The 20,611-nt window shown below is 63.8% G+C and carries 18 protein-coding genes and 1 tRNA gene; 7 read left to right on the top strand and 12 right to left on the bottom strand.

The features are described from left to right. Positions 1–75 precede the first annotated feature (75 nt). The 8 genes from NLR35_RS22595 to NLR35_RS22560 all read right to left on the bottom strand — a co-directional run bounded on the left by NLR35_RS22595 (position 76) and on the right by NLR35_RS22560 (position 10,553). The gene (locus tag NLR35_RS22595) at positions 76–915 is read right to left on the bottom strand and encodes a hypothetical protein (RefSeq protein WP_257168734.1); all 840 of its coding nucleotides are present in this window, start codon (positions 913–915) and stop codon (positions 76–78) included. Beyond that, positions 912–2,495 carry an AAA family ATPase gene (locus tag NLR35_RS22590; RefSeq protein ID WP_257168733.1) on the bottom strand — a complete coding sequence of 528 codons (1,584 nt, stop codon included), beginning with the start codon at positions 2,493–2,495 and terminating at the stop codon, positions 912–914. The genes NLR35_RS22595 and NLR35_RS22590 overlap by 4 nt, the downstream gene beginning before the upstream one ends. Continuing rightward, positions 2,495–4,057 carry a restriction endonuclease subunit S gene (locus NLR35_RS22585; protein WP_257168732.1) on the bottom strand — a complete coding sequence of 521 codons (1,563 nt, stop codon included), beginning with the start codon at positions 4,055–4,057 and terminating at the stop codon, positions 2,495–2,497. Before NLR35_RS22585 ends, NLR35_RS22590 begins: the two co-directional genes overlap by 1 nt. Continuing rightward, the gene (locus NLR35_RS22580; RefSeq protein WP_257168731.1) at positions 4,054–5,532 is read right to left on the bottom strand and encodes a type I restriction-modification system subunit M; all 1,479 of its coding nucleotides are present in this window, start codon (positions 5,530–5,532) and stop codon (positions 4,054–4,056) included. Before NLR35_RS22580 ends, NLR35_RS22585 begins: the two co-directional genes overlap by 4 nt. Before the next feature lie 12 nt (positions 5,533–5,544). Further along, positions 5,545–8,925 (bottom strand): type I restriction-modification system endonuclease, encoded by a 3,381-nt coding sequence (gene hsdR / locus NLR35_RS22575; protein WP_257168730.1) that lies wholly within the window; start codon positions 8,923–8,925, stop codon positions 5,545–5,547. A gap of 200 nt (positions 8,926–9,125) precedes the next feature. Next, positions 9,126–9,200 (bottom strand) — tRNA-Glu (locus NLR35_RS22570). A 95-nt stretch (positions 9,201–9,295) separates the two neighbouring features. Further along, entirely contained in the window at positions 9,296–9,817 is a 522-nt protein-coding gene (locus tag NLR35_RS22565) for a DUF2846 domain-containing protein (protein ID WP_257168729.1), read from the bottom strand. A 397-nt stretch (positions 9,818–10,214) separates the two neighbouring features. Then, the gene (locus NLR35_RS22560) at positions 10,215–10,553 is read right to left on the bottom strand and encodes a hypothetical protein (RefSeq protein ID WP_257168728.1); all 339 of its coding nucleotides are present in this window, start codon (positions 10,551–10,553) and stop codon (positions 10,215–10,217) included. 31 nt (positions 10,554–10,584) lie between these two features. On the opposite strand from NLR35_RS22560, the gene NLR35_RS22555 reads away from it, so the two are divergent. Next, positions 10,585–11,565 (top strand): RluA family pseudouridine synthase, encoded by a 981-nt coding sequence (locus tag NLR35_RS22555; protein ID WP_257168829.1) that lies wholly within the window; start codon positions 10,585–10,587, stop codon positions 11,563–11,565. A 219-nt stretch (positions 11,566–11,784) separates the two neighbouring features. Continuing rightward, positions 11,785–12,684, top strand: coding sequence for an RNA polymerase sigma factor RpoH (gene rpoH / locus NLR35_RS22550; RefSeq protein ID WP_257168727.1), 900 nt, complete (start codon positions 11,785–11,787; stop codon positions 12,682–12,684). Between the two features lie 82 nt (positions 12,685–12,766). Here the strand turns inward: rpoH and NLR35_RS22545 are convergent, their stop codons facing one another. Together NLR35_RS22545 and NLR35_RS22540 are read right to left on the bottom strand one after the other, a co-directional pair. After that, complete coding sequence (locus NLR35_RS22545; RefSeq protein WP_257168726.1) at positions 12,767–13,390, bottom strand: peptidoglycan recognition family protein; 624 nt, start codon at positions 13,388–13,390, stop codon at positions 12,767–12,769. A gap of 18 nt (positions 13,391–13,408) precedes the next feature. Further along, positions 13,409–14,644, bottom strand: coding sequence for a GGDEF domain-containing protein (locus NLR35_RS22540; protein WP_257168725.1), 1,236 nt, complete (start codon positions 14,642–14,644; stop codon positions 13,409–13,411). 303 nt (positions 14,645–14,947) lie between these two features. Between NLR35_RS22540 and NLR35_RS22535 the strand changes: the two genes are divergently transcribed. After that, positions 14,948–15,100, top strand: a complete 153-nt coding sequence (locus NLR35_RS22535; RefSeq protein ID WP_175345159.1) for a hypothetical protein — start codon at positions 14,948–14,950, stop codon at positions 15,098–15,100. A 135-nt stretch (positions 15,101–15,235) separates the two neighbouring features. Here the strand turns inward: NLR35_RS22535 and NLR35_RS22530 are convergent, their stop codons facing one another. Next, a complete protein-coding gene (locus NLR35_RS22530; RefSeq protein ID WP_257168724.1) occupies positions 15,236–15,640 on the bottom strand; it encodes a response regulator in 405 nt (134 codons plus the stop codon). 155 nt (positions 15,641–15,795) lie between these two features. Here NLR35_RS22530 and NLR35_RS22525 point away from each other — a divergent pair, with 155 nt between their 5' ends. Then, on the top strand, positions 15,796–16,635 hold the full coding sequence (locus NLR35_RS22525; RefSeq protein WP_257168723.1) for an SDR family oxidoreductase: 840 nt from the start codon (positions 15,796–15,798) through the stop codon (positions 16,633–16,635). A 767-nt stretch (positions 16,636–17,402) separates the two neighbouring features. On the opposite strand, the gene NLR35_RS22520 is transcribed toward NLR35_RS22525, so the two are convergent. Next, a complete protein-coding gene (locus tag NLR35_RS22520; RefSeq protein WP_257168722.1) occupies positions 17,403–18,209 on the bottom strand; it encodes a lytic transglycosylase domain-containing protein in 807 nt (268 codons plus the stop codon). Positions 18,210–18,479: 270 nt separating this feature from the next. Here NLR35_RS22520 and NLR35_RS22515 point away from each other — a divergent pair, with 270 nt between their 5' ends. The 3 genes from NLR35_RS22515 (at position 18,480) to NLR35_RS22505 (ending at position 20,484) form a co-directional block, all read left to right on the top strand. Further along, a complete protein-coding gene (locus NLR35_RS22515) occupies positions 18,480–19,418 on the top strand; it encodes an OmpA family protein (protein ID WP_257168828.1) in 939 nt (312 codons plus the stop codon). Positions 19,419–19,507: 89 nt separating this feature from the next. After that, entirely contained in the window at positions 19,508–20,020 is a 513-nt protein-coding gene (locus NLR35_RS22510) for a hypothetical protein (RefSeq protein ID WP_257168721.1), read from the top strand. Between the two features lie 149 nt (positions 20,021–20,169). Next, positions 20,170–20,484, top strand: a complete 315-nt coding sequence (locus NLR35_RS22505; protein WP_257168720.1) for a hypothetical protein — start codon at positions 20,170–20,172, stop codon at positions 20,482–20,484. Positions 20,485–20,611: the final 127 nt, after the last annotated feature.

The raw sequence follows: 20,611 nt of genomic DNA, 5'->3' as shown, positions 1-20,611 counted from the left end.
GATTTATCAACCCCACCGCCACTGCCTGCCCGTCGCGAATAACCTCGAGCGCTGGAACCCGTCCGTTCCACGATATCAGACCTCCTCAGGCGTAGTACACAACTCTCCAAGGGCCATAGCTCGCAGTTGCGCACGAGCTGCAGCCGCGTAAGGTTCATGAGGATGAGTTTTAGCACGTATGGCCCTCTCTAACTTCTTCGTAGGTGCTTTGTCGGCAAACTCTCCATCATCACTGCCAACCTCGATCATTTCCGCCAAAGCTTCGCATAACTCGCCGACTTGCCTCATGACTCGGAGGCGCGCCTCCTTAAGCCTCGGGAGATCCAGCCCGAGCCGGACAATCGACACCTGCACGCGCTTCTTATCGGTACCCAGACAGAATTTACTGGGCCCCATACGGCCGTCGGCCTGCACTTCGATCAATTGCACGTCATCAAGATTTGTTGGATCGAGCAACATTGGCCGCTCTTGATCAACGCAGCGATCGTCCCAACTGGCTTTTGGACTGCCATCAACGAGGGGAAACCAGCTACCCTTTCCGTCAGTCGCATCCGTTTCTTCATTGCGGACAGGCCGATTACAGAGCTGGGCCGACAGGCGAAAATTGTCCCACGAGAACGCCAGCCAATCATAGCCTGGTCGGTCACAGATATTTTCGGCTCGGCGCGCCTCCAATTTTGGGCGAAAGTGATCGACATCTAAGTGGGATTGCGCTTCTGGGCTCTCCGAATACCAGCACTTCCCGTGCGACATCTCGGAGAGAAAACCCTTAAAGGCTCTCCAAATGTGAGAATTGGCTCGAATGTAATCTGCACGCTCTCCCGCCGGCAGTTGCTCGAGCTGCTGCTGGGCTGCGATGGCCTTAGCTAGCAACTCGGGCGGAATCAATCCTGCGCTCCGCTTGACATAGATCACGCAGCGCCCTCCCGCTTTGTCAGAAGCTCTTTCACCAACGCCTTCATTGCCTTGTGGCGCCTTTCGATCTGCTCTGGAGACATTGGCGGACGATCTGCATATTTCACATCTTGCCAGGCGCGGAGAAAATCCTGGTACAGCGGCTCGCGATCTTCGAACATGAAGCCAAGGCGCGCCAGCCTGTCATTGATCTCGATGAGGTGCTTCTCTTGTGCTTCGCTGCGTTGATCAAGGCGCGCGAGAGTATTGCGCTCGTCGACCTGCCGCTGTGTATCGGGGTCGAGGCTCGACGGCAGGCCAAAGATCTCCGTTAGCGTCGCCGTGAACCCCATCCCCTTCGGATCAGTGTAGGGCGCCGTGACGCTCACCTTTCCATGCTCGTCCGTAAACATCACCCGTACTTCGCGACGGTCCAGCGCCGCGATGGTCAGCGGATTATGAGAACTCATGACGATATGACAGTTGCTGGCGTCGGAAGCCTGCCCGGTCCATTCGCGGATCAGATCCAGATAGCTATGCTGCCAGAGAGGATTGAGATGCGTATCAGGTTCGTCCAGCAGAAATAGCGCTCGCTTTCCGCGGGACACACGGATCAGCCCGAGAACCATCAACAGCTGTCGCTCGCCGTCTGAAAGATCAGCAAAGCTCACGTCCCCGGAATCATCGTTTGCTCGGCGAACCCAGAGATGCAGATCGCGGAATAGATCTGAAATGTCCACTGCCTCAAGCGCGGCAAACAGTTCCTGATCATCTTCGTAGCTGGACTTCAAGCGCTCCAACGCTCGGTTATCTTTGACAAAGCACGCCAGCTGCGCTTCGCTCTGCTGCTTGTCGCGATAATCATCGATCGCGTTTCCGATCAGGCGCATCGGATAGAAAGCTTGGTCGCGGAAATCACGAGCACATTTTCCTGCCGGCCCCTTGGCGTCCCACAGATCGGTTGCAGCTCGCAATTTGTTCGGCTGGCCTCCTTTTGCGAACCACGGCTCCTTGAAATGCGCTAGCGCCGAGTGGAAACCAGTAATTCCCAGCTTGTCCTGCAACAGCCGAAGGACTCTCCCGTCTCGAAAAGCGAAGAAGGAGAATAATGAAAAGATGCCATGAATGGGTCGGCAATAAAATAGCCGACGCTCTATGAGAGCGCGCTGACACTCCTCCGAATCATCGTTGGTCTTTATTGCATCGTAGTACCGACGTTGATGGCTGTCGAAAAGCTTCTCAAGACGGCGACTGCCGCCAGAGTAATATCCAAATATCAGATCCGGAAATACTTCCGCTTTTTCGCGCTCAAACGCCGAGCGAGCTAAGACTCTTCCGTCAACATCAATATTCGCCTGCCCCGTACGATTGCTTAGGCGAACCTTGTGGTTTCCGATCCGGTAATCGATCTCGTAGAGATACCTAGGTGGGCCTCGATTGAGATCGACGAACCTGAACACGTCAATGATCGCTTCGATCAGGTTCGACTTACCCGCCCCGTTCTGGCCAATGATGACCGTCGTCAGCCGAGTTTCGTCAAAGTCCACCTCGACTTCCATAAGGTTCTTGAAGCCGTCAATGTAGACGCGATCGAGCCGCATCAGGCCGCCTTCAGCTCTTGGTTGTCATGATCGATGATATGCCCATGATCAACTTCCCACGCGAGCTGCTTATAAAAATCGGGCAACGAGAGATCAGCCAACTTGAATAACTGCTCGACAGTGGAGGAACCTCCGGCCGCACGGATTTTGTCGGCTAGATAGGGTTGGTTCTTAACGTCGTCGTCCTGGCGGCTTTTCGTCATAACGGCCCTCTCCCGCGGGACTCTTGGTGCGGCTGCAGTGCGGCCGCGCTTAGGTGGGGACTGCGGCTCTTCTGCACGACCGGCCTTGATTCGCGACAGCAGCACGCTCGCCGGTTCGTCATTTGGGTCCTGTGGCACCAACTCGCCCTTGAACGCCTTTGTCAGGATCGCCGACTCCAGTCGGTCCAGCAGCGTACGTGCACGTGCCGCTTCTGCCTCGACGCGGGCAACGCGGGCGAATCCGGCTTCCAGCCGGCAAATCAATCTCTGCCGAACGTCCTTTTCCGGAAACGGAAGCTTGATGCGACGGAGAGCATCTTGACTGATGTTTCGCATCGAAAGCTGATTTCCGGTGGCAAGGCTCTCGATTTGATATCGTCCTGCCGCAGATCTGAGAAACCATAGAACCCACTTCTTCGCATCTTGATCGACGACGAGGCGGAGAATCTTATCACTGAGGTAGAGGCCTCTCGGCTCTTCTTCTACCAGGACTGCCGCGCCGACGAGTTCCAGAGTGTTGGCCCGAGAGATCAATAGATCACCGGAGCGGATGCGAGCCTTTTCGGGAGGACTGTAGTCGGACGGCAACGTCTTGGATTCCGTCGGATCGAACTGCCCCCAAGTTACGGCGCTGACCTTTACCACGCCGCGTTCGCCCTGGGTCGGCGGACGCTCCGCGCAACGCATATTCTTTCCCGCTTCGATACCGTGAAGCAGAGTCCCAAGCTCCCTTTTGTCCCAATCTAGATTTCCAAAGCATGCTGCCAACGCTTGACCTCTTAAGAGCCTTCCAAGCATTGGTACCCGATCCAGCTCGGCTCGCGCGCGGGCCAAGCGTGCGAACAGAGCATCCAGCTTGGCAACGATGCGGCGCTGTTCGGCGAGCGGTGGCAGCGGCAGAGCTGTCGCGAGCACTGCCTTGCGGCTTAGCTCGACTTGATTGGTAGATCCGCTCTGCATATCCTCAATCCTGTTTTGGACTGCGGGGCTTCTAATGAATTCAAAAAGGTATTTCGGCTCAATTGCGCTATTGGCGCGCACGACGGTGACATGACTGTCAGAAACGATGCGCGGGAAATATGGGAGCGATCTGAATAATGCGGCTCGGCCGATGGTTCCGGTTCCCGTCGAATTCCATAGTATGTCGCCGTCGACTAGATAGCGTTCCTCGCTCCACTCATGTGCGGTGCTAGGATCAATAAACTTCAGGTAGCGCTCGTCGATACCTTGCCAACGAACGGAGCGCTGGTTGATGACCGGCAAAGAACTCCTATCCGCATATTTCGGAGATTTTCCGCGGGAAACATAGTTTGCTACGTCGTGGATTGTGGCTTCACACCAGCCGGATGGAAGAATCACTTCGCAGCCCCCTCGATTGCATCGGCTGCTACCTCTTCACTTAGTTCATCCACCAGCGCCCTAGTCTCCTCTAGGGCTATAGAGAGATGCGCCTCGATCGCAGCGGCGATCTCCTCCGGCACTTCGAGTCCTTCCTCGGCTTCGCTTTCACTCTTCAGCCAATTGATATCGAGATTGTCTCCACGCGTAGCGATCTCAGCACGGGCGAAGCGGCGGAAACGGCCCTGCTCACCCAGGTCCGTACGCGCAGCACGGCCGTGCGGATCGTCGCCGAATGCGGCTACGAAGTTGTCGAAGTCGGACAGCTTTAGCGGGTTGGTCTTGCCGTAGGCCGGTGCACCAGAGCGCATATCGTAGATCCAGACAGCTTCCGTCGCATCCTGCGCTGGCGCTTCCTCCTTGCTTCGCGTGAAAAACAATACATTGGTTTTTACACCCTGGGCATAGAAGATTCCGGTTGGCAACCGCAGGATGGTGTGCAGATCGCACCAGTTCATCAGCCGCTGTCGGAGCTGACGGCCCTTGCCGTCGTCGAACAGCACGTTGTCCGGCACGACAATCGCGGCGCGGCCGCCAAGTTTGAGCGCGCGAATGCAATGCTCGACGAAGGGGAGCTGGTAGGACGAGACGCGATCGGTGATGGTAAGATCGTCACGGGTCGGCGGCCCACCCGCCGGGCCGAACGGCGGATTAGTCAGGATCAAGTCTGCGTTCTTGAATGTCGGATTCATACCGCTCGGTGACAGCGTATCGGCAAGATCGAAATGGTCCGGATCAATCTTGTGCAGATGCAGGTTCATCAGCAGTAGGCGGAACGTATCCTGCACGTTCTCGATGCCGCGCAGCGCCGACTGGAGCTGGAAGGTCTGCTGCTTCGGCGCCAGCTCGAAATAATCATCGGTCTTCGCTCGCATGAAGTGGTCCGCCGCGATCAGGAAGCCGCCGGTGCCTGCCGCGGGGTCCTGGATCACCTCGCCAGGCTTCGGCTGCATCAGCTGGACCATGACCTCGATCAGCACGCGCGGGGTGAAATACTGCCCGGCGCCGCGCTTGGTTTCCTCAGCCATCTTCTGCAGCAGGCCTTCATAGGTGTCTCCAAAGGCGTCGCGCTCCGCGCTGAACCAGTGCAGGCCGTCGATAGCGTCGATCAGCCGGCGCAGGTTGACCGGCTCGCGCACGATGGTCGCCGCGTTCTGAAAAATCGCGACCACTGAGCGGTCGGCGATCTTGGTGCCGTCACCGAGGTCGATCAGCGCCTGGCGGTAGCGCTGCAGCACCTCGGTCTCCGGTGCCGACTTCAGCGCGCCCCAGCGATATTTTTCCGGGATGCGGCTCTCGTCCTTCTGCTCCGAGGCCATCTTCAGGAACAGGAGGTACGTCAGCTCGGTGACGTATTGCTGGTACGTCACGCCGTCCTTGCGCAGCATGGCGCACAGACGCCACAGCTTGTTGACGAGATCAGTCGCTGGATTCATGTGCGTTCCCGGTTAGGCGACGAGGTGGTCCCAGATCGCGCTATTGAGGTCCTTCAGGATGTCACCTAGCCCGTGATCGAAGGCCTGATCAATGACCTCGAAGCCGCCCGCCTGTGCAAACAGGGGATCGGCGAGGATGTCGGGATCGCCGACCGGCTGTGCCTTCAGCGCCCGGCCGATTCGCTCCAGCCAGCGCCTTTGCGTCGCCGTCCAGGGCCGGCTGGCGAGAATGCGCTTGACGCCGTTCTCGACCCGGGTCTCGTAGGGCACCAGGGGATCGCCAAGGGCAGCCTGACGAACGAAGCCGATGATGTGGGCGGCGATGTCGGCGTTGCGCACGCGGCCATAGGCCTGGCGCAGGCTCGCCTCGGAGAAGCCGTTGGCGTCGAGCAGCACCGCCAGCGCCTTCAGCTCCTTGCGGGTCAGCTCGCGCGGCTTCTGGGTCGCAGCGATCAAGGCCGGTGCGGCATTCATGTTGGCCTTCACGAAGGCCTCAAAGCTCTCGATGTAATCGGCCGGGCTGGCGCGGCCGCCGAAATCGTCCTCGACGCTGACTAACTCGTCCGCGTGCTCGGAAATGTAGACGCCGTCCTGCCGGCGGCCGGGGCTGGCATTGTCGAGAATGCCGGCGAGCAGCGGGTGCTGCTGGAAGAGAGCCAGCGTGTCGGCCGGTGGGGCATCGCGCAGGCGTTCCGGCAGCGCGGCCAGCGAACCGAGCACGGTCTCCAGCGTCTCGCGCTGGGTGCCTCCGATGTGTTTGAGGCGCTGGCGCAGCTTGACGACAATCTGGTCGCGGACGAAAGCGCGGTCGTCCTCGGTCGCGGCGCGTTCGAGATCGCCGAGGAGAGTCGCGAACGACAGCGCCGGGTTGACCACCACCGGCCGCATGTCGCTGACCTCCTGCAGATTGGCGTAGATGTCGACGGCGTCGAAGATGCGGAAATATTCCTTGCCGATCTCGTCGCAGCGCCGCGTTGCCCGGCCAATCATCTGGTCGTAGAGGATGCGGCTGTTGACCCGGCGCACGAACACGAGGTTGGTGATCGCGGGGACGTCGACGCCGGTCGTCAGCAGATCGACCGTGACGACGTATTTCGGCCGGGGATCGTTCTTGAACGCTTTGATGCGGTCCAGCGGCTTGTCGACCGAGCCGGTGATTTTCTCGACGATATCGTGCGGCTGAGGGCCGTATTCCTCGGTGAGCGCATCGCGCAGCGCCGCGACCAGCGTGTCGGCGTGGTCGTCGCGGCTCGCGAAGATCAAGGTCTTGCCGCGTTCGCTTGGCGCGCATTCGCGCGCGATCGCGTCGGCGACGGCGCGATTGAAAGGGCGCGTCAGCACCTTCTTGTTGAACTCGGCGACCTCGAAATCGACCTGATCGTCGAGATTGAAGAGATCGATCTGGCCGGTGCGGGGATCGATGATGTTGACGTCCTCGCCGGCCTCGAAGCTGATGCCGGTCTGGCTCAGCGCCGTGGTGATGCGGCGCGGCGGCCGGTGGTCGATCAGGTAGCCGTCGATGACCGCCTGCCGATAGCCGTAATGAAACACGGCCGCGCCGAAGATTTCCCGGGTGTGCAGCGCCGGCGTCGCGGTGAGCGCGATCCTGGTCGCGTCGAAATAGTCGAGCACGCGGCGATAGGCCGAGAGATAGTCGTCGAGATTGCGGAAGCCGAGATCGTCCTCGCGCAACTCGGCATCGAGCGTATAGCCGCGATGCGCCTCGTCGACGATGATGAGGTCATAGGTGCCGGGCGTCGGCCTGACCGCGTCGGGGTCGTCGAACACGCGGCGGATCATCGCCTGTACGGTCGCGACCTGCACACGATCAGTGGCCTCGGGGAATTTCTTGGCCAGATCAGCGACCGGGAACACCTGGTCGAATTTCAGGAAGCCGGCGGTGTCGGTCGTGCTCATCGCGTCCAGCGTCTGCCGGCCGAGCGCGTTGCGGTCGACCAGGAACAGGATGCGGCGGAAGCGCTTTCGCCGCAGCAGCTCGTACATCAGCGCGATCGCGAGCCGGGTCTTGCCGGTGCCGGTCGCCATCGCCAGCAGGATATTCTTCTGGCCGGCGGCGATCGCGGTCTCCACCGCCGTGATCGCGTCGGTCTGGTACGGCCGCAAGCCCGTAACGCCAAGCTCGCGCTCGGCGAGCGCGTCAAAGTCCTCGGTCTGCTCCAGCCGCTCGGTGAGATCCTGCGGCGAAAACCATTCCGGCAGCGCGCGCGGATCGCCGCCGGTCGGCCGCGCATCCCAGAACCAGATGCCGGATTTGGTCTCGAACTGCTTCACATAGGGCCGGCCGTTGGTGACGAACAGGAACGGCACGCGGAAACGATCGAGCCCTTGCAGCCATGGGCTGCCCGGAATGGCCTCGTCCGGCGTCAGGCGGATGTCGCGCGCGTAGCGCTTGGCCTGACCGAGCCGGCCGGGCACGTCGGCGATGCCGCGCTTGGCCTCGATGACGCCGACGCAGCGGCCGTCGATGAACAGCGCGTAGTCGACCGGGCCGCTGTCGGTCGGCCATTCGGCGATGGCGATGCTCTGGCCGGGTTGCGGGCGCGTCCCCGCGGCATGCCGCAAGGTCGGCGTGTCGACGATCCAGCCCGCGGTGCGCAGCTGCTCGTCGATCAGCAGGCGCGTGGTCGCCTCGTCGAGCTCGACCTGCTGCGCTTGCCGGTTGGCGAGCTGCGCCAGGAGATCCAGCTGCTGCGGCGGCGCGGCCTCCGCCGCGGCCTGGGCGGCCTTCAAGGCGGCCTCGGTCTTGCGCAGGCCGGCCTCGGTCTCGGCGGCGTAGCCCTCCCAGAATTCCTTATCCTGCCGGATCGCCTCGGCCTCGGACAGCGCCTTCAGCCGGGCCTCCTCGGCATCACGCAGCTTCAGGAGGGCCTTGGCGGCTTCATCGGAGCTCGCGCCGACCTGCTTGCGCAGCTCGTCCAGCTCAGCCTTGAGCGCGGCGGTGGCATCGGCTGGCGGCCGCGGCGGCACGAACGGTCCCGCCTTGAAGTCCGGCTTGCCGCCATAGCTCTGGTGGAACCAGATCGCGGCACTGCGCGCGATCTTCAGGGCAAATAGCGCGTTGGCGGGCGTGCCGACATCCTCGTGAACGGCCTCGTTGCCGAGCCGCTTTAGGTTGAACAGCAGATCCGCGATCTCCCGCGGAAGAATCGCGCGCAGCCGCAAGGCCCGCAGCACTTCGTCGAACGTAACATTGCTGGAGGGCAAGAGGCCGTGACGGGCGGCGACCTCCTTGGCAAGAAATTCGGCGAGCTGCCGCAGCTTGATCAGGGTCGAAGGCGAGTCATCAAAAAAATAGCGCTCGGCGAGTGCGCCGAGTCGAGCCAAACGCTCGTCCTGCGGGACGAGGAAGCTGAAGTTGCTGTGTACCCCCATTGGATGGAAAGTACCGATCCGCCGATCAAATTCAAGGAGTTGAGCGGACGCCGTCTCACGACTTGAGCGATTGCACGAGCGGCATCACTACGCGGCTCCTCTGCGCAAGGCAGACGCCCTTAGTCCACTGCCGTCCGTGGACGCTTATTCGACGGATATTCGACGACTTTTTCCAAAATCAGCTAAGTCGCTGATTTTATTGGCGCTCCCTAGGGGAATCGAACCCCTGTTTCAGCCTTGAGAGGGCCGCGTCCTAACCGCTAGACGAAGGGAGCGTGAGGTGAACCGCATAGCCTCGAAATCGCCGCGCCGCAAGACGGAAGAGAGAATTTTCGCAGGCGATGTTGCGGACGGGTTTTTGGCGCCGGCCTCACGGCGCCTGGAGCTGGGCCATCAGCGCGGCGCCCGGGCCGGGCTCCATGCGATACAGCACGGTGCCGGACATCGCGCCGGACAGGCCCGACCGCGGGGGCATCAAGGTGCCGCTGCCGCCGGCATAGGCCTGGTTCAGCAGCACCTGGCCGGGCGGGCCATAGGGCGAGGCGCCCAGACACAGATAGTAGACCTGCCCGGCCTCGACCTGGATCTCGGTTTCATAGGGCAGCGAAACGCCCGCGTTGACCGACACTTCGTAGGTGCCGGCCGGACGATCGACGAACAGATAATAGCCGTTGCGGAGCGCGCCGACGGCCTTGCCGGCGACCTTGATGTCGGCCGTGCCGGCGGTGGTGCCCATGGCGCCGACGAGGCCCTTCTCGCGCAGGAAATAGATCCGCGCCGTCCGGCCGTCGCGCTGCCTGGTCTGCGATTCCAGCGCCGACGAGCCGGCGCAGGCGGCCAGCAGCAGCGCCACGGCCAACAGGCTCAGCGCGCGCGAAAGATGTCCGGTCATTCCACCCCACTCCCAGAGTTCCCCAGGGGTGTTTAGAGCAGACATGGAACCGGGCGACAACGATACCGGGAGTGCCACGGGCGGAGGGATGCGCGCGGCTTTCCTCCTCGCCCTGAGGAGCCCGCCCCAAGGCGGGCGTCTCGAAGGGCAAGGCCCAGGCTCGGGCCTCATGGTTCGAGACGGCGCGCGAATATGGGCCGGTTTGCTCTCACGCGCCGCTGGGCGCGCGCCTCCCCACCATGAGGGGTTGGCACCCAAGGGGGTCCTGCACACCGACCATGAACACGCCGAGAGGCGTGTTCATGGAGAGCGTCCAGCACCGAAGGCGGCGCCGGCGCATTCGGGGACGGTCGTCTCGCAGCACGGCCGCGGCGGGGAGTTGGGCGCCGCCCTGCCCTTACGGCTCGACCGCGAAGCGGAGGCGGCCGGTGGGCTTGAGGGTCTTGGCGTCGAAGGTGCGGATTTCCGTGGTGCCCCCCACATCCAGGGTGACCGCCAGGCGGTCGCCGGCGGTGCCGGTGGCTGTGATGCGGGCGCCCTTCGGCAGCATGGCGGTGAGGTCGGGGCCGGAAGCAGTGCTTCCATCGCCGCGGAAAAGGCGATAGCCGATGGCGACCAGAAGCACTGCGATCGCGACCGAGGTGGTCACGCCCGCGATCATCATCATGCGCCGCAGCCGCGCCATCAGCTGGGCCTGCTCGGGCGAGGACGGCTCGGGCGCCAGGGTAGAATTCATGGACATCTCGACTTCACAATCCCACGGTCTGATGACGGTCACTGTCGCCGGCGACGAAGGCTCGCCGCGGCTCGATCGCGTGCTGGCAGCGCGGCTGCCGGAGCTGTCGCGGTCCCGGCTGAAGGCGCTGATCCTGGCCGGACAAGTCAGCCTCCGCGCGGAGGCGGTGCGGGACCCCGCTTATCACGTCGCAGCCGGCGACACGATCACAATCGACGTGCCTGAAGCCGTCCCGGCCGAGCCCGCCGCCGAGGCGATCCCGCTTCAGATCGTCTACGAGGATGACGACATCATCGTCATCGACAAGCCCGCAGGCCTCGTGGTGCATCCCGCCGCCGGGCACGAGACGGGAACGCTGGTGAATGCGCTGATCGCGCATTGCGGCGCCAGTCTTTCCGGCATTGGCGGGGTGAAGCGGCCGGGCATCGTGCACCGGCTGGACAAGGACACCACGGGGCTGATGGTGGTCGCCAAGAACGACCATGCCCACGCCTCGCTGAGCGCGCAGTTCGCCGACCACGGCCGCACCGGCGCGATGGAGCGCGGCTATCTCGCCTTTGCCTGGGGGCTGCCGCACCGGCCGCATGGCACCATCAATGCGCCGATCGACCGCCATCCGCATGCCCGCGACAAGATGGCGGTGCGCCCGCGGGGGCGCGAGGCCATTACCCATTACGAGGTGCAGGAGAGTTTTACCGGCCGCGACGGCAAGCCGGTGGCGGCGATGATCGCCTGCCATCTCGAGACCGGGCGCACCCATCAGATCCGGGTGCATCTCGCCCATCTCGGCCATCCGCTGATGGGCGATGCCGTCTACGGCCCGCATTTCAAGACCAAGGCGAACCAGCTCGCGCCGGCGGCGCGCGCGGCGCTGGAGGGGCTCGGACGGCAGGCGCTGCACGCCTATCTGCTGGTGATCGAGCACCCCCGGACCGGAGAAATAATGCGCTGGGAATCGGAGCTTCCGGAGGATCTTTCTCTTTTAGGGGATGCCCTGCGAGCGGCGCTATGACGCAGGCCGTTCAGAAAAACGCAAGTATGTCAAAATCTTAATGGAGCCACACGGGGTCGTGACCCCCGGAATCCTTCCACGGGAGACGATTTTTGGTGTATGTTGCGCCTGCGTCGAATGGTCGACGCATGGAACGTCGCAAACCGGTTGGCTTTAACCAAGTGACCGCTTTGCCTGGCCCGCCGCTATCGGGGGCCTGAACCAACTGGAGGGCGCTCGATGGCCCGTACAGCTACACTACCGGTTCTCAACGGAGAATCCGGCCTTGCTCGCTACCTCTCCGAGATCCGCAAGTTCCCGATGCTGGAACCGCAGGAGGAGTACATGCTCGCCAAGCGTTGGCGCGAGCATGACGACAGCGACGCAGCACATAAACTCGTGACCAGCCACCTCAGGCTCGTGGCCAAGATCGCCATGGGCTATCGCGGCTACGGCCTGCCGATATCCGAAGTCGTGTCGGAAGGCAATGTCGGCCTGATGCAGGCGGTGAAGAGGTTCGAGCCCGAGAAGGGCTTTCGCCTCGCCACATACGCCATGTGGTGGATCAAGGCGTCGATACAAGAGTACATCCTGCGTTCGTGGTCGCTCGTGAAGATGGGCACCACCGCGAACCAGAAGAAGCTGTTCTTCAACCTGCGCAAGGCGAAGAGCAAGATCTCGGCGCTGGACGAAGGTGATCTGCGTCCGGATCAGGTCAAGCTGATCGCGAAGCGCCTCGGCGTGACCGATCAGGACGTGATCGACATGAACCGCCGCCTCGGCGGCGACGCCTCGCTGAACGCGCCGATCCGCGACGACGGCGAAGCGGGCGAATGGCAGGACTGGCTGGTCGACAACTCGCCCAACCAGGAAGCCATCATGGCCGAGCACGAGGAGTACGACCACCGCAGGCAGGCGCTGAACGGCGCGATCGGCGTGCTGAATGCGCGTGAACGGCGGATCTTCGAGGCGCGGCGGCTGGCCGACGAGCCGATGACGCTCGAGGACCTGGCGGCCGAGTTCGGCGTATCGCGCGAGCGCGTCCGCCAGATCGAGGTGCGCGCGTTCGAGAAGGTGCAATCCGCCGTCAAGGGCACCATCGCCAAGCAGGAGGCGGCGGCGCTGGAGGCCGCGCACTAGGGTCGCACGGGCTTGCTTGAAGGTGGTTTTTGGATGCGATCGGAGCCGGCGGAAACGCCGGCTTCTTGTTATGTGGAGTCAGTTAGTCCGGCGCGGCACGCGCGAGCTCGGCCAGCGCACAGCCCTCGCAATAGCGGGCGTCCTTGTAGTCGATCCAGTTGTGCGCATAGATTCGCTCCCGGGCGATGCCATAGCGCAGCCGGAGCAGCTTCGAGAGAAGGCGCCACGCGGTGATCTGGGCTTCGGTCGGGGGAGTGGTGACGTCGGGATAGTTGCCGGCGAATTCCACGCCGATGGAGTTGTCGCGCACCACCTTGCGATAGGTCGGGCCGTTGTCGATATAGCGGTTGTCATTGCGATTGGCGCCGTCGCCATGCAAGGTCACCAGGGTTTCCGGCACCGCCCAGTACACCGTGCCGTCGGTCTCCACCCACAGGGTAACACCGCGTCTCCTGGGGTTCTTGGCCTGCGCCAGCGCGCCGGATCGCGCTGATCCTGCCGGCCCCTCGGTCTGGTGGACGATGATGTTGGTCCAGGGATGCGCCCGGTGCGGGTCGCCCCACGGCGCCAGCCAGACCATCTTGAGGCCGGGAATATCGGGCGTGCCCGACGAGCGGGCAAGCGCGGCGAGATCATCGGCGGACGCCGGTTGAAACGACACAAGCAGCGCGAACGCTGCGAGGAGCGAGAGCAGAAGCGGCCTCATGGCCGAACGATAGCACCGCTACTCGGCGGCGGCATCCTGGCGTGACAACGGCGCGATCAGCGCCTCGATCTGATCCGGCGCCAAGGCCGGCGTGTCGGGACCGTCATCGAACACGGCATAGCGGTTCTTGCCATCCTTCTTGGCCGCATAGAGCGCCTGATCCGCCCGCGCCATCAGCCGGTCAGGGAACGCGCCGACCTCGTGAGTCCATTCGGCGACACCGATCGAGACCTCGATCGGAACATCGGCCCCTGCACAGGCCTCCGCGTCTTCGCGGCAAACCTGCAGGATACGGCGTGCGATCATCGCGCCCTCGCCCAAGCGCGACGACGGCAGCACGATGCAGAACTCGTCACCGCCGGTGCGGGCGAGCATGTCGCCGGGCCGCAGCCGCGTTTGCGCCATCAAGGTGAAATGCTGCAGGCAGGCATCGCCGGCCGCATGGCCGTGATTGTCATTGATGAGCTTGAAGCCGTCGAGATCGATCACCAAGAGCGCAAACGGCCGCCCCGAGCGCTCGGCGCGGGCGCATTCCTCGGTGAGCCGCTGCATCAGGTGACGCCGGTTGGCGACGCCGGTGAGGTCATCGAGCAGCGCGAGATCGGCGACCTCGTTGCGCAGCCGGTCGACGGCCATCAGCAGAAAGCCGAAATTCAGCGACATCGACAGGAAGATCAGGAGCAGAACCGCGGCGGCCTGTCCGCTGGTGGAATGGCTGAAGTTGAAGTCGGCGCCGAGGAAGGCGCCGGCGGCGCGGACCGTGAAGACGGCAACAATCAGGATGGACAGCAGGCCGGCAAGCCGCGCCCCGGGATTGATCGGTCCGTGCCGCACATCCAGCACCAGCCGCGCGATCACGATCATCGGCACGGCTTGCCCGATCGAGTAGCTCAGGATGCGCATCGGGCCGTTGTTGTCGACATACATGAAGAACGCGATCGACGCGCAGGTCAGCCCCACGACCGCGGCGCTCAAGCGCCAGGATGCTCTTCGGCCGTAGAAGCGCTCGACGCCCATTGCAGCGAGGCAGATCGCGAACGTCATCAAGGCCCCGGCGGCCAGCAACAGCAGGAACGAGCCGAAGTAGAAGCGTCCCAGCGCGAACAGCGCGGCCGGCGCGCACACCACGGCCGAAGCCGTCCAGAAGCGCGCCGAATCCAGATTGGGATAGCTGCGCATCACGTAGGCCCAGATCAGGCCGAGCGCGAGGAAGTTGACCACGAACGCGGTCCACAAGGTCGGAACGTTCAGCATTCCAACCGCAGGACTACGCAAGTCCCGTCCTCGATGTTCAGCAACGCCGCGCTCATGACCTTCCCTGTGGCTCGCGGTAACATGAACGCCGCGCACTTAACGGTTCCTCAATTCCTCCATCAAGATTGCGCCTTGGTTTTGAATCAATGAAGACATCATTTGCCGGACGTTAACCCTGCTCTCCCGGCCCGTGCGAACGGCGCACCAGGACTGGATTGCAGCGAGCTGTGGATAAGCGTGAGCGCGCTGGTGACAGCGTGAGGCAGAACTTCGCGAATCTGCTGGGATCAATTCCCGAGGCTGATGCATAGCTGGCCTGCGCCAGCGAAGGCCTCGAAGTCGCGTTGCAATCCATCAACTCCTGACGAGGATTCCATGGCGAAGAAGGCGAAGAAGGCCGCGAAGGCGACCAAGAAAGCGGCGAAGAAGACCAAGAAGGCTGCCAAGAAGAAGTAGTTGCACTCCCCGGGTGGGAGCGCGGCTTCCACCCGGCCTCTGCGCCTGCTCTGCCAACCCCGCCGTTCCCTTCGTGCTTTCAGAAATGGGATGACCGCTCCGCAGTTCAAGAGCTCCGGAGCGGCGATGGTTGTCTCAATCCCCCAGCCTCTGCTGCAGCTCCGGTGCGCGCTCGAGCGTGACCTCGGCTTCACGCAGCACGTCCAGCGGCGCCCAGGGCTTCGCCCAGAACTTGGCATCACCAGGCAACGGCTGCGACAGCGGCCGGCCCGACGTGACCACAATGTTGATGTGCGGATGACGCGCCCGCGCGATGTGCGCGAGCTCTACGCCGCTCATACGGCCCGCAAGGTTGACGTCGGTCATCAACAGCACGACGCGGTTGCCGGGCTTGTTCAAGACCATCTCGGCCGCCTCGGCACTCTCGCACGCGATCACATCGTACTCGCTCTCCTCGAGCAGCAGCGAGATCATCTCGCGCTGAGTCGGATCGTCCTCCACGATCAGCGCCGTGGCGCGGAACGGCTGCGACTGGCCCATGCAATACCTCCAAAAAACCTGCTCTTCCGATCGGTAGCCTGAGTTAAAAGCAAAGCCGCCGGATGGTTCGGTTCCAATGCGAAAAAGTGACGCAAGGTGATCAAACGATTTGGAACGCGGCGCCGGAACCGACAACCAAGGGGCAGGATGCGACAATGACGGCAATCAACAAGGCGGCCGCCGCCATCACGGGGGCAGCCAGCGGCATCGGCCGCGCACTGGCGGTGGAGTTGGCCGCGGGAGGATGCGATCTCGCGCTGGCCGACCGCGACGAAGCCGGCCTCGCGAGCGTCGCCGCCGAGCTCGCCCTCTCCGGCCGCAAGATCACCACGCACCGGCTCGATGTCAGCGATGCGCAGGCGATCACGCAGTTCGCCGCGGATGCGACCACGGTCCATCCCGGCCTCAACATCGTCGTCAACAATGCCGGCGTGGCGCTGTTCGGCGCATTTCACGAGATCGACCAGGCCGAGATCGAGTGGCTGTTCAACATCAATTTCTGGGGCGTCGTGCACGGCACCCGCGCCTTCCTGCCGCATCTTTCGCGGCAGCGCGAGGCCCATATCGTCAATCTGTCCTCGATCTTCGGCATCATCGCGCCGCCCGGCCAGTCGGCCTATGCCGCGGCGAAGTTCGCGGTGCGCGGATTTTCGGAGAGCCTGCGTCATGAACTCGCCATGGCGAACAGCCCCGTCAAGCTGTCGGTCGTGCATCCCGGCGGCGTCGCGACCGCGATTGCGCGCAACGCCCGCGCCGGGCACGGCATGACCGACAATGCGCGCCGCGTACAGTCGATCGAACGCTTCGAGCGGCTCGCCAGGACCACGCCGCGCGACGCGGCGCTGCGCATCATCCAAGGCATCGAACGCAACGAGCCGCGCATCCTGATCGGCGGCGATGCGCGCTTCATGGATCTGTTGCAGCGGTTCATGCCGGGCACCTATTGGAAGGTGATGGCGAAGCGGCTGGAGAAGGCGGCGGCGAAGGAAGCGTGAGTTGAGAGGCGAGCGAAAGCGGTCTCGCGGCGCGGAAGCGTCCGAGTTGTCTCCATGGGCCGCCCTCCTCGAGATGGAGGGCGCAGGGAGAGCCAGGCCTCGGCTGAGGCCTGCGGCCCGCGTGCGAAAGAAAATGCACGCGGCGGTTACCACAGGTTCAGCCGGACAGACCCGGCCCTCCCTGCGCAACGGGTTGACGCCTTATACGTAGTCTCCCTGGTGCACCGGGCTTGTTGGCCACCATGCCCACGCGAAGCGAAGCTTCGTCGTGAATTGACACCAGCATCGGGGTGTCGGGACGCCACGATTTCGGCGTGCGCATCGCTCCGTTCGTCGGCGCGGACCAGCCACGCTGCGAAGCTCTACGCCCATCGCATCCAACGGCCCACGCCTCGTGACGATCGCGAAACGCCCCTCCGGCGGGCCGGGACGAGCGAGAATGTGCAGCTGATTTGCCCGACGACACAAGGGCAGATCGTGCGACAAACCAACACGACGGGCAATTGGCGCATGGCGGGTATGTGCCCGGCTCTCTCACACGGTCATCAGCGATCAGATTTACACTCGCCAGCCTCCAAGTCGTCATGGCCGGGCTTGTCCCGGCCATCCACGTCGTCCGGCACGCTGGGAAGCACGTGGATGCCCGGCTCAAGCCCGGGCATGACGGAGCAACTGATTGGTACGATCGTTCGTGGCGCTAGCCCCGTTTATTGTGTAGGTCACCCCGCCTCTGCGGGGCAGGACAGTGGGAGCTGAAAGAGACGCCCCTACCGCCCCATCAGCTGATCCGCGTAGTAGCCGATGGTCTTGCGGTAGATCACCGCCCTGTTCCACTCGCGCATCGCGTCGAAATTCGCCGAGCCTTCGTCATAGGGCTGGCCCATCTTGAAGCCGTTGCTGTGCAGCAGGTTGGCGGTCGAGGCGAGCACGTCGGCGGTGGAGTGGCGCAGGTCGACGCGGCCGTCGCCGTCGAAGTCGACGCCGTATTTGATGTAGGACGACGGCAGGAACTGGGTCTGGCCGATCTCGCCGGCGAACGCGCCGATCAGATCGCGCAAGGTGAGATCGCCGCGCTGGACGATCTTCAGCGCGGCCAGCAGTTCGCCCTGAAACAGCTCGGTGCGGCGGCAATCATGCGCGAGCGTGGCGAGCGTGCGGATCACCGGCAGCTTGCCCATGTCGCCCTTGCCGAAATCGGTCTCTAAACCCCAGATCGCAACCAGGATCTGGCGCGGCACGCCGTATTGCTGCTCGATCTTCGACAGCAGCGCCGCGTGCCGCTGCAGCATCGCGCGGCCGCCATTGATGCGGCCCGCGCCGACGCGGGTCGAGACGTACTGCTCAAAGCTCTTGTTGAAGGTGTAGCGCTGGCGGCGGTCGAACGCGAGCACGGCCGGATCGAGCGTCACGCCTGACAGCGCCTGGCTGACCACGGCGCCGGACACACCCGCGCTCTGCGCTTCCGCTGAGATGCTCGCGACGAAGGTGTTGAAGTCGCCGCCGCAGCGCGCGGCGAAAGCAGGCGAGGCGAAGGCGAGGATAGCGGCAATGACGACAGTTCGGAAACACAGCATGAGGAGAGAGGTCCCTGCATGAGAGCATGATGATGGCAGGACGGCGCCGAGACGCAGGCACAATGCCCGATTTGGCGGTGGCAGGCCAGCCGGCAGGGATCGCCATCGCGCCGCGCGGGACCATCGTCTTCTTTGAACGGAACGCGTCCTCGCCGGCACTCATGCAAGGCGCTCCGTGTTCGGCATCGCGTTGCTTCCGCGCGCCCCACGACATTCTGCGCCTGAACCGTCCCAGCGTTGGCCCGCCATCTGTCAGAGGTCCCCATGAGAATGACGTTCCGGCTCGGCGCATTGGCGCAAGCGGTCCTGCTCACCGCACTGGTCTTTCACACACCTGCAAACGCTCAGCCCGGCGATGTCGCGGGCGCGAGGGACGTTCCTGGCATCGGCCGTTTCGCCGGCAGCGTGATCACCGGCTATGTCGCCAAGGATTTCGATGCCGTGCGCGTGCAGGCGGCGCCGTTCAAGGCCGACAAGGCGACGGACGAGCGTCGCCTGGAAGGCCGCATCGCCCGCATCGCCTATCGAACCGCGCCCGGTCCCTCGATCCTGGAAGTGTCGCGCAATTTCGAGAGCCAGCTCGCCAAGGCAGGCTTTGAGACGCTCGTCGCCTGCGACACCGAGGCCTGCGGCGGCATTCCCTTCACCGAGGCGATCGACCTGCTGCCGGTGCCGCAGATGTGGGTCGACGGCTTCGACTACCGCTATTTTGCCGGCCGCAAGACCGCCGGCGGTCGCGAGACCTATGCCAGCCTCCTGGTCAGCCAGAACAATCAGCAGATCTTTGCGCAGCTCACCATCGCCGAACTCGGCGCGATGGAGAACAAGATGGTCAGCGCAGCCGAGATGGCCAAGGGCCTCGGCGACAAGGGCCACATCGCGCTCTACGGCATCTACTTCGACACCGACAAGGCGACCCTGAAGCCGGAGAGCCGGCCCACCCTGGAGCAGATCGCGCAACTGCTCGGCGGTCAGCCGCAGCTCAACGTCTTCATCGTCGGCCACACCGACAACCAGGGCAGCTACGACTACAATCTCGACCTGTCGCGGCGGCGCGCCGAGGCCGTCGCCGCGGAGCTGTCGCGCAGCTACCGGATTGCGCCGGCGCGGCTGCGCACTGCGGGCGTCGGCCTGCTCGCCCCGGTCGGCAGCAATGCCACCGATGCGGGCCGGGCGCTGAACCGCCGCGTCGAGCTTGTGGCGCCCTGAGGCAGCGCGCAGGGCGCGCGGCCGCTTGATCCTCGTCAATACCGCGCCATGCTCACTTCCTAATCTCCCACGCAAAAGGAGACCACGCCATGATCGGGATTACGCTGACCGCCGACCAGATCCGCTCGGCGCCACCGGAGGTGCGGCGCTGGATCGAGCATCAGGTGCTGGCCGGCCTCGGGCTCGGCCCGGAGACGCCGCCGGCGCCGAGCCTGCCGGTGCAGGGCGCGCATCTCGTCGCCTGCAGCAATGACGATGCAGCGAAGATCCTGGCGCAGATCCAGGGCGTGCTGCCGGCGATGAACGTGTTCTTCGAGTTCGGTCGCCCGGGCATCGCGCTGGGTCAGCCGCCGGTCATGATCTATCGGCTGATCGACATCCTGCATCATACCCGGCTGCAGAACATCGGCCAGGTGATGGCCTCGCTGGAGATGATCAACAACGCGCTGATCGAGACCAGGCACGATCCGTCGGCACGTTTCTGCGGCTTCGATCATGAGGGCCACTGCCTGATTGCACCGGAGACGCAGCGCGCGATCGCCAGCGTCTGGCAGGGCGTGATCGCCAAACAGCACGGGGTAGCCGAGGGCGAGGCGGCGTGAGGCGACGCGGCGATCTGCGCCCGCCTGTCCCAAAACGAGCCGCGGCCAGGTCGGCTCAGCCATGCCTGTCCCGGGCGGCTCCGGCCTTGAGCGGGGCGTGATCGGTGCTACGATTCCGCTGTCGTTCACGATCGCAACGGAGAGCGCCGATGCCGCCCCGCCAGCGCCGACTGCTCCAGTCGCCCTTGTTCCGCCTGCTCGCGATCAATCTCGCGCTCGGGCTCGTGATGGCCGTGGTGCTGGTCGGTGGCCTGCTGGTGCTCGATCCCTGGGGCCTGCGCCATTTGATCTTCGCCGATCATTCGCCCGGCGTCGCCATCGGCCTGCTGCTCGGCTCGTTCTTCGTCACCTTCGGCTCGACCGCCATGGGCACCGCGATCATGGCGCTCGGCCGCAGCGATGATGAGGATGGTCCGCGCGGCGGCACCAGGGTGCCCGCGCGGGTAAAGGTGCGCGGACGTTAGACGCGAGCTCTCCCCGCGATGACGGTGCGCCCCCTCCCCCTTGCGGGGAGGGGGCGGGGGTGGGGGTCCCCGGGCGCTGAACTCCGTGAGAGGCGCGGCGCGATGCCCGACGTGTACTTGTGACGGC

Origin of the sequence: Bradyrhizobium sp. SRS-191 (assembly GCF_024586915.1) — a bacterium.
GTDB lineage: Bacteria > Pseudomonadota > Alphaproteobacteria > Rhizobiales > Xanthobacteraceae > Bradyrhizobium.
This window is presented reverse-complemented; position numbering and strand designations above follow the sequence as displayed.

Excerpts from the sequence above, each read along its gene's own strand:
- rpoH (WP_257168727.1), top strand. The coding sequence starts at position 11,785 with ATGGCCCGTACAGCTACACTACCGGTTCTCAACGGAGAATCCGGCCTT.
- NLR35_RS22535 (WP_175345159.1), top strand. The coding sequence starts at position 14,948 with ATGCATAGCTGGCCTGCGCCAGCGAAGGCCTCGAAGTCGCGTTGCAAT.
- NLR35_RS22590 (WP_257168733.1), bottom strand. The coding sequence starts at position 2,495 with ATGCGGCTCGATCGCGTCTACATTGACGGCTTCAAGAACCTTATGGAA.
- NLR35_RS22530 (WP_257168724.1), bottom strand. The coding sequence starts at position 15,640 with ATGGGCCAGTCGCAGCCGTTCCGCGCCACGGCGCTGATCGTGGAGGAC.
- NLR35_RS22555 (WP_257168829.1), top strand. The coding sequence starts at position 10,585 with ATGACGGTCACTGTCGCCGGCGACGAAGGCTCGCCGCGGCTCGATCGC.
- NLR35_RS22525 (WP_257168723.1), top strand. The coding sequence starts at position 15,796 with ATGACGGCAATCAACAAGGCGGCCGCCGCCATCACGGGGGCAGCCAGC.
- NLR35_RS22565 (WP_257168729.1), bottom strand. The coding sequence starts at position 9,817 with ATGACCGGACATCTTTCGCGCGCGCTGAGCCTGTTGGCCGTGGCGCTG.
- NLR35_RS22515 (WP_257168828.1), top strand. The coding sequence starts at position 18,480 with ATGACGTTCCGGCTCGGCGCATTGGCGCAAGCGGTCCTGCTCACCGCA.
- NLR35_RS22510 (WP_257168721.1), top strand. The coding sequence starts at position 19,508 with ATGATCGGGATTACGCTGACCGCCGACCAGATCCGCTCGGCGCCACCG.
- NLR35_RS22560 (WP_257168728.1), bottom strand. The coding sequence starts at position 10,553 with ATGAATTCTACCCTGGCGCCCGAGCCGTCCTCGCCCGAGCAGGCCCAG.
- hsdR (WP_257168730.1), bottom strand. The coding sequence starts at position 8,925 with ATGGGGGTACACAGCAACTTCAGCTTCCTCGTCCCGCAGGACGAGCGT.
- NLR35_RS22520 (WP_257168722.1), bottom strand. The coding sequence starts at position 18,209 with ATGCTGTGTTTCCGAACTGTCGTCATTGCCGCTATCCTCGCCTTCGCC.
- NLR35_RS22505 (WP_257168720.1), top strand. The coding sequence starts at position 20,170 with ATGCCGCCCCGCCAGCGCCGACTGCTCCAGTCGCCCTTGTTCCGCCTG.
- NLR35_RS22545 (WP_257168726.1), bottom strand. The coding sequence starts at position 13,390 with ATGAGGCCGCTTCTGCTCTCGCTCCTCGCAGCGTTCGCGCTGCTTGTG.
- NLR35_RS22580 (WP_257168731.1), bottom strand. The coding sequence starts at position 5,532 with ATGAATCCAGCGACTGATCTCGTCAACAAGCTGTGGCGTCTGTGCGCC.
- NLR35_RS22540 (WP_257168725.1), bottom strand. The coding sequence starts at position 14,644 with ATGCTGAACGTTCCGACCTTGTGGACCGCGTTCGTGGTCAACTTCCTC.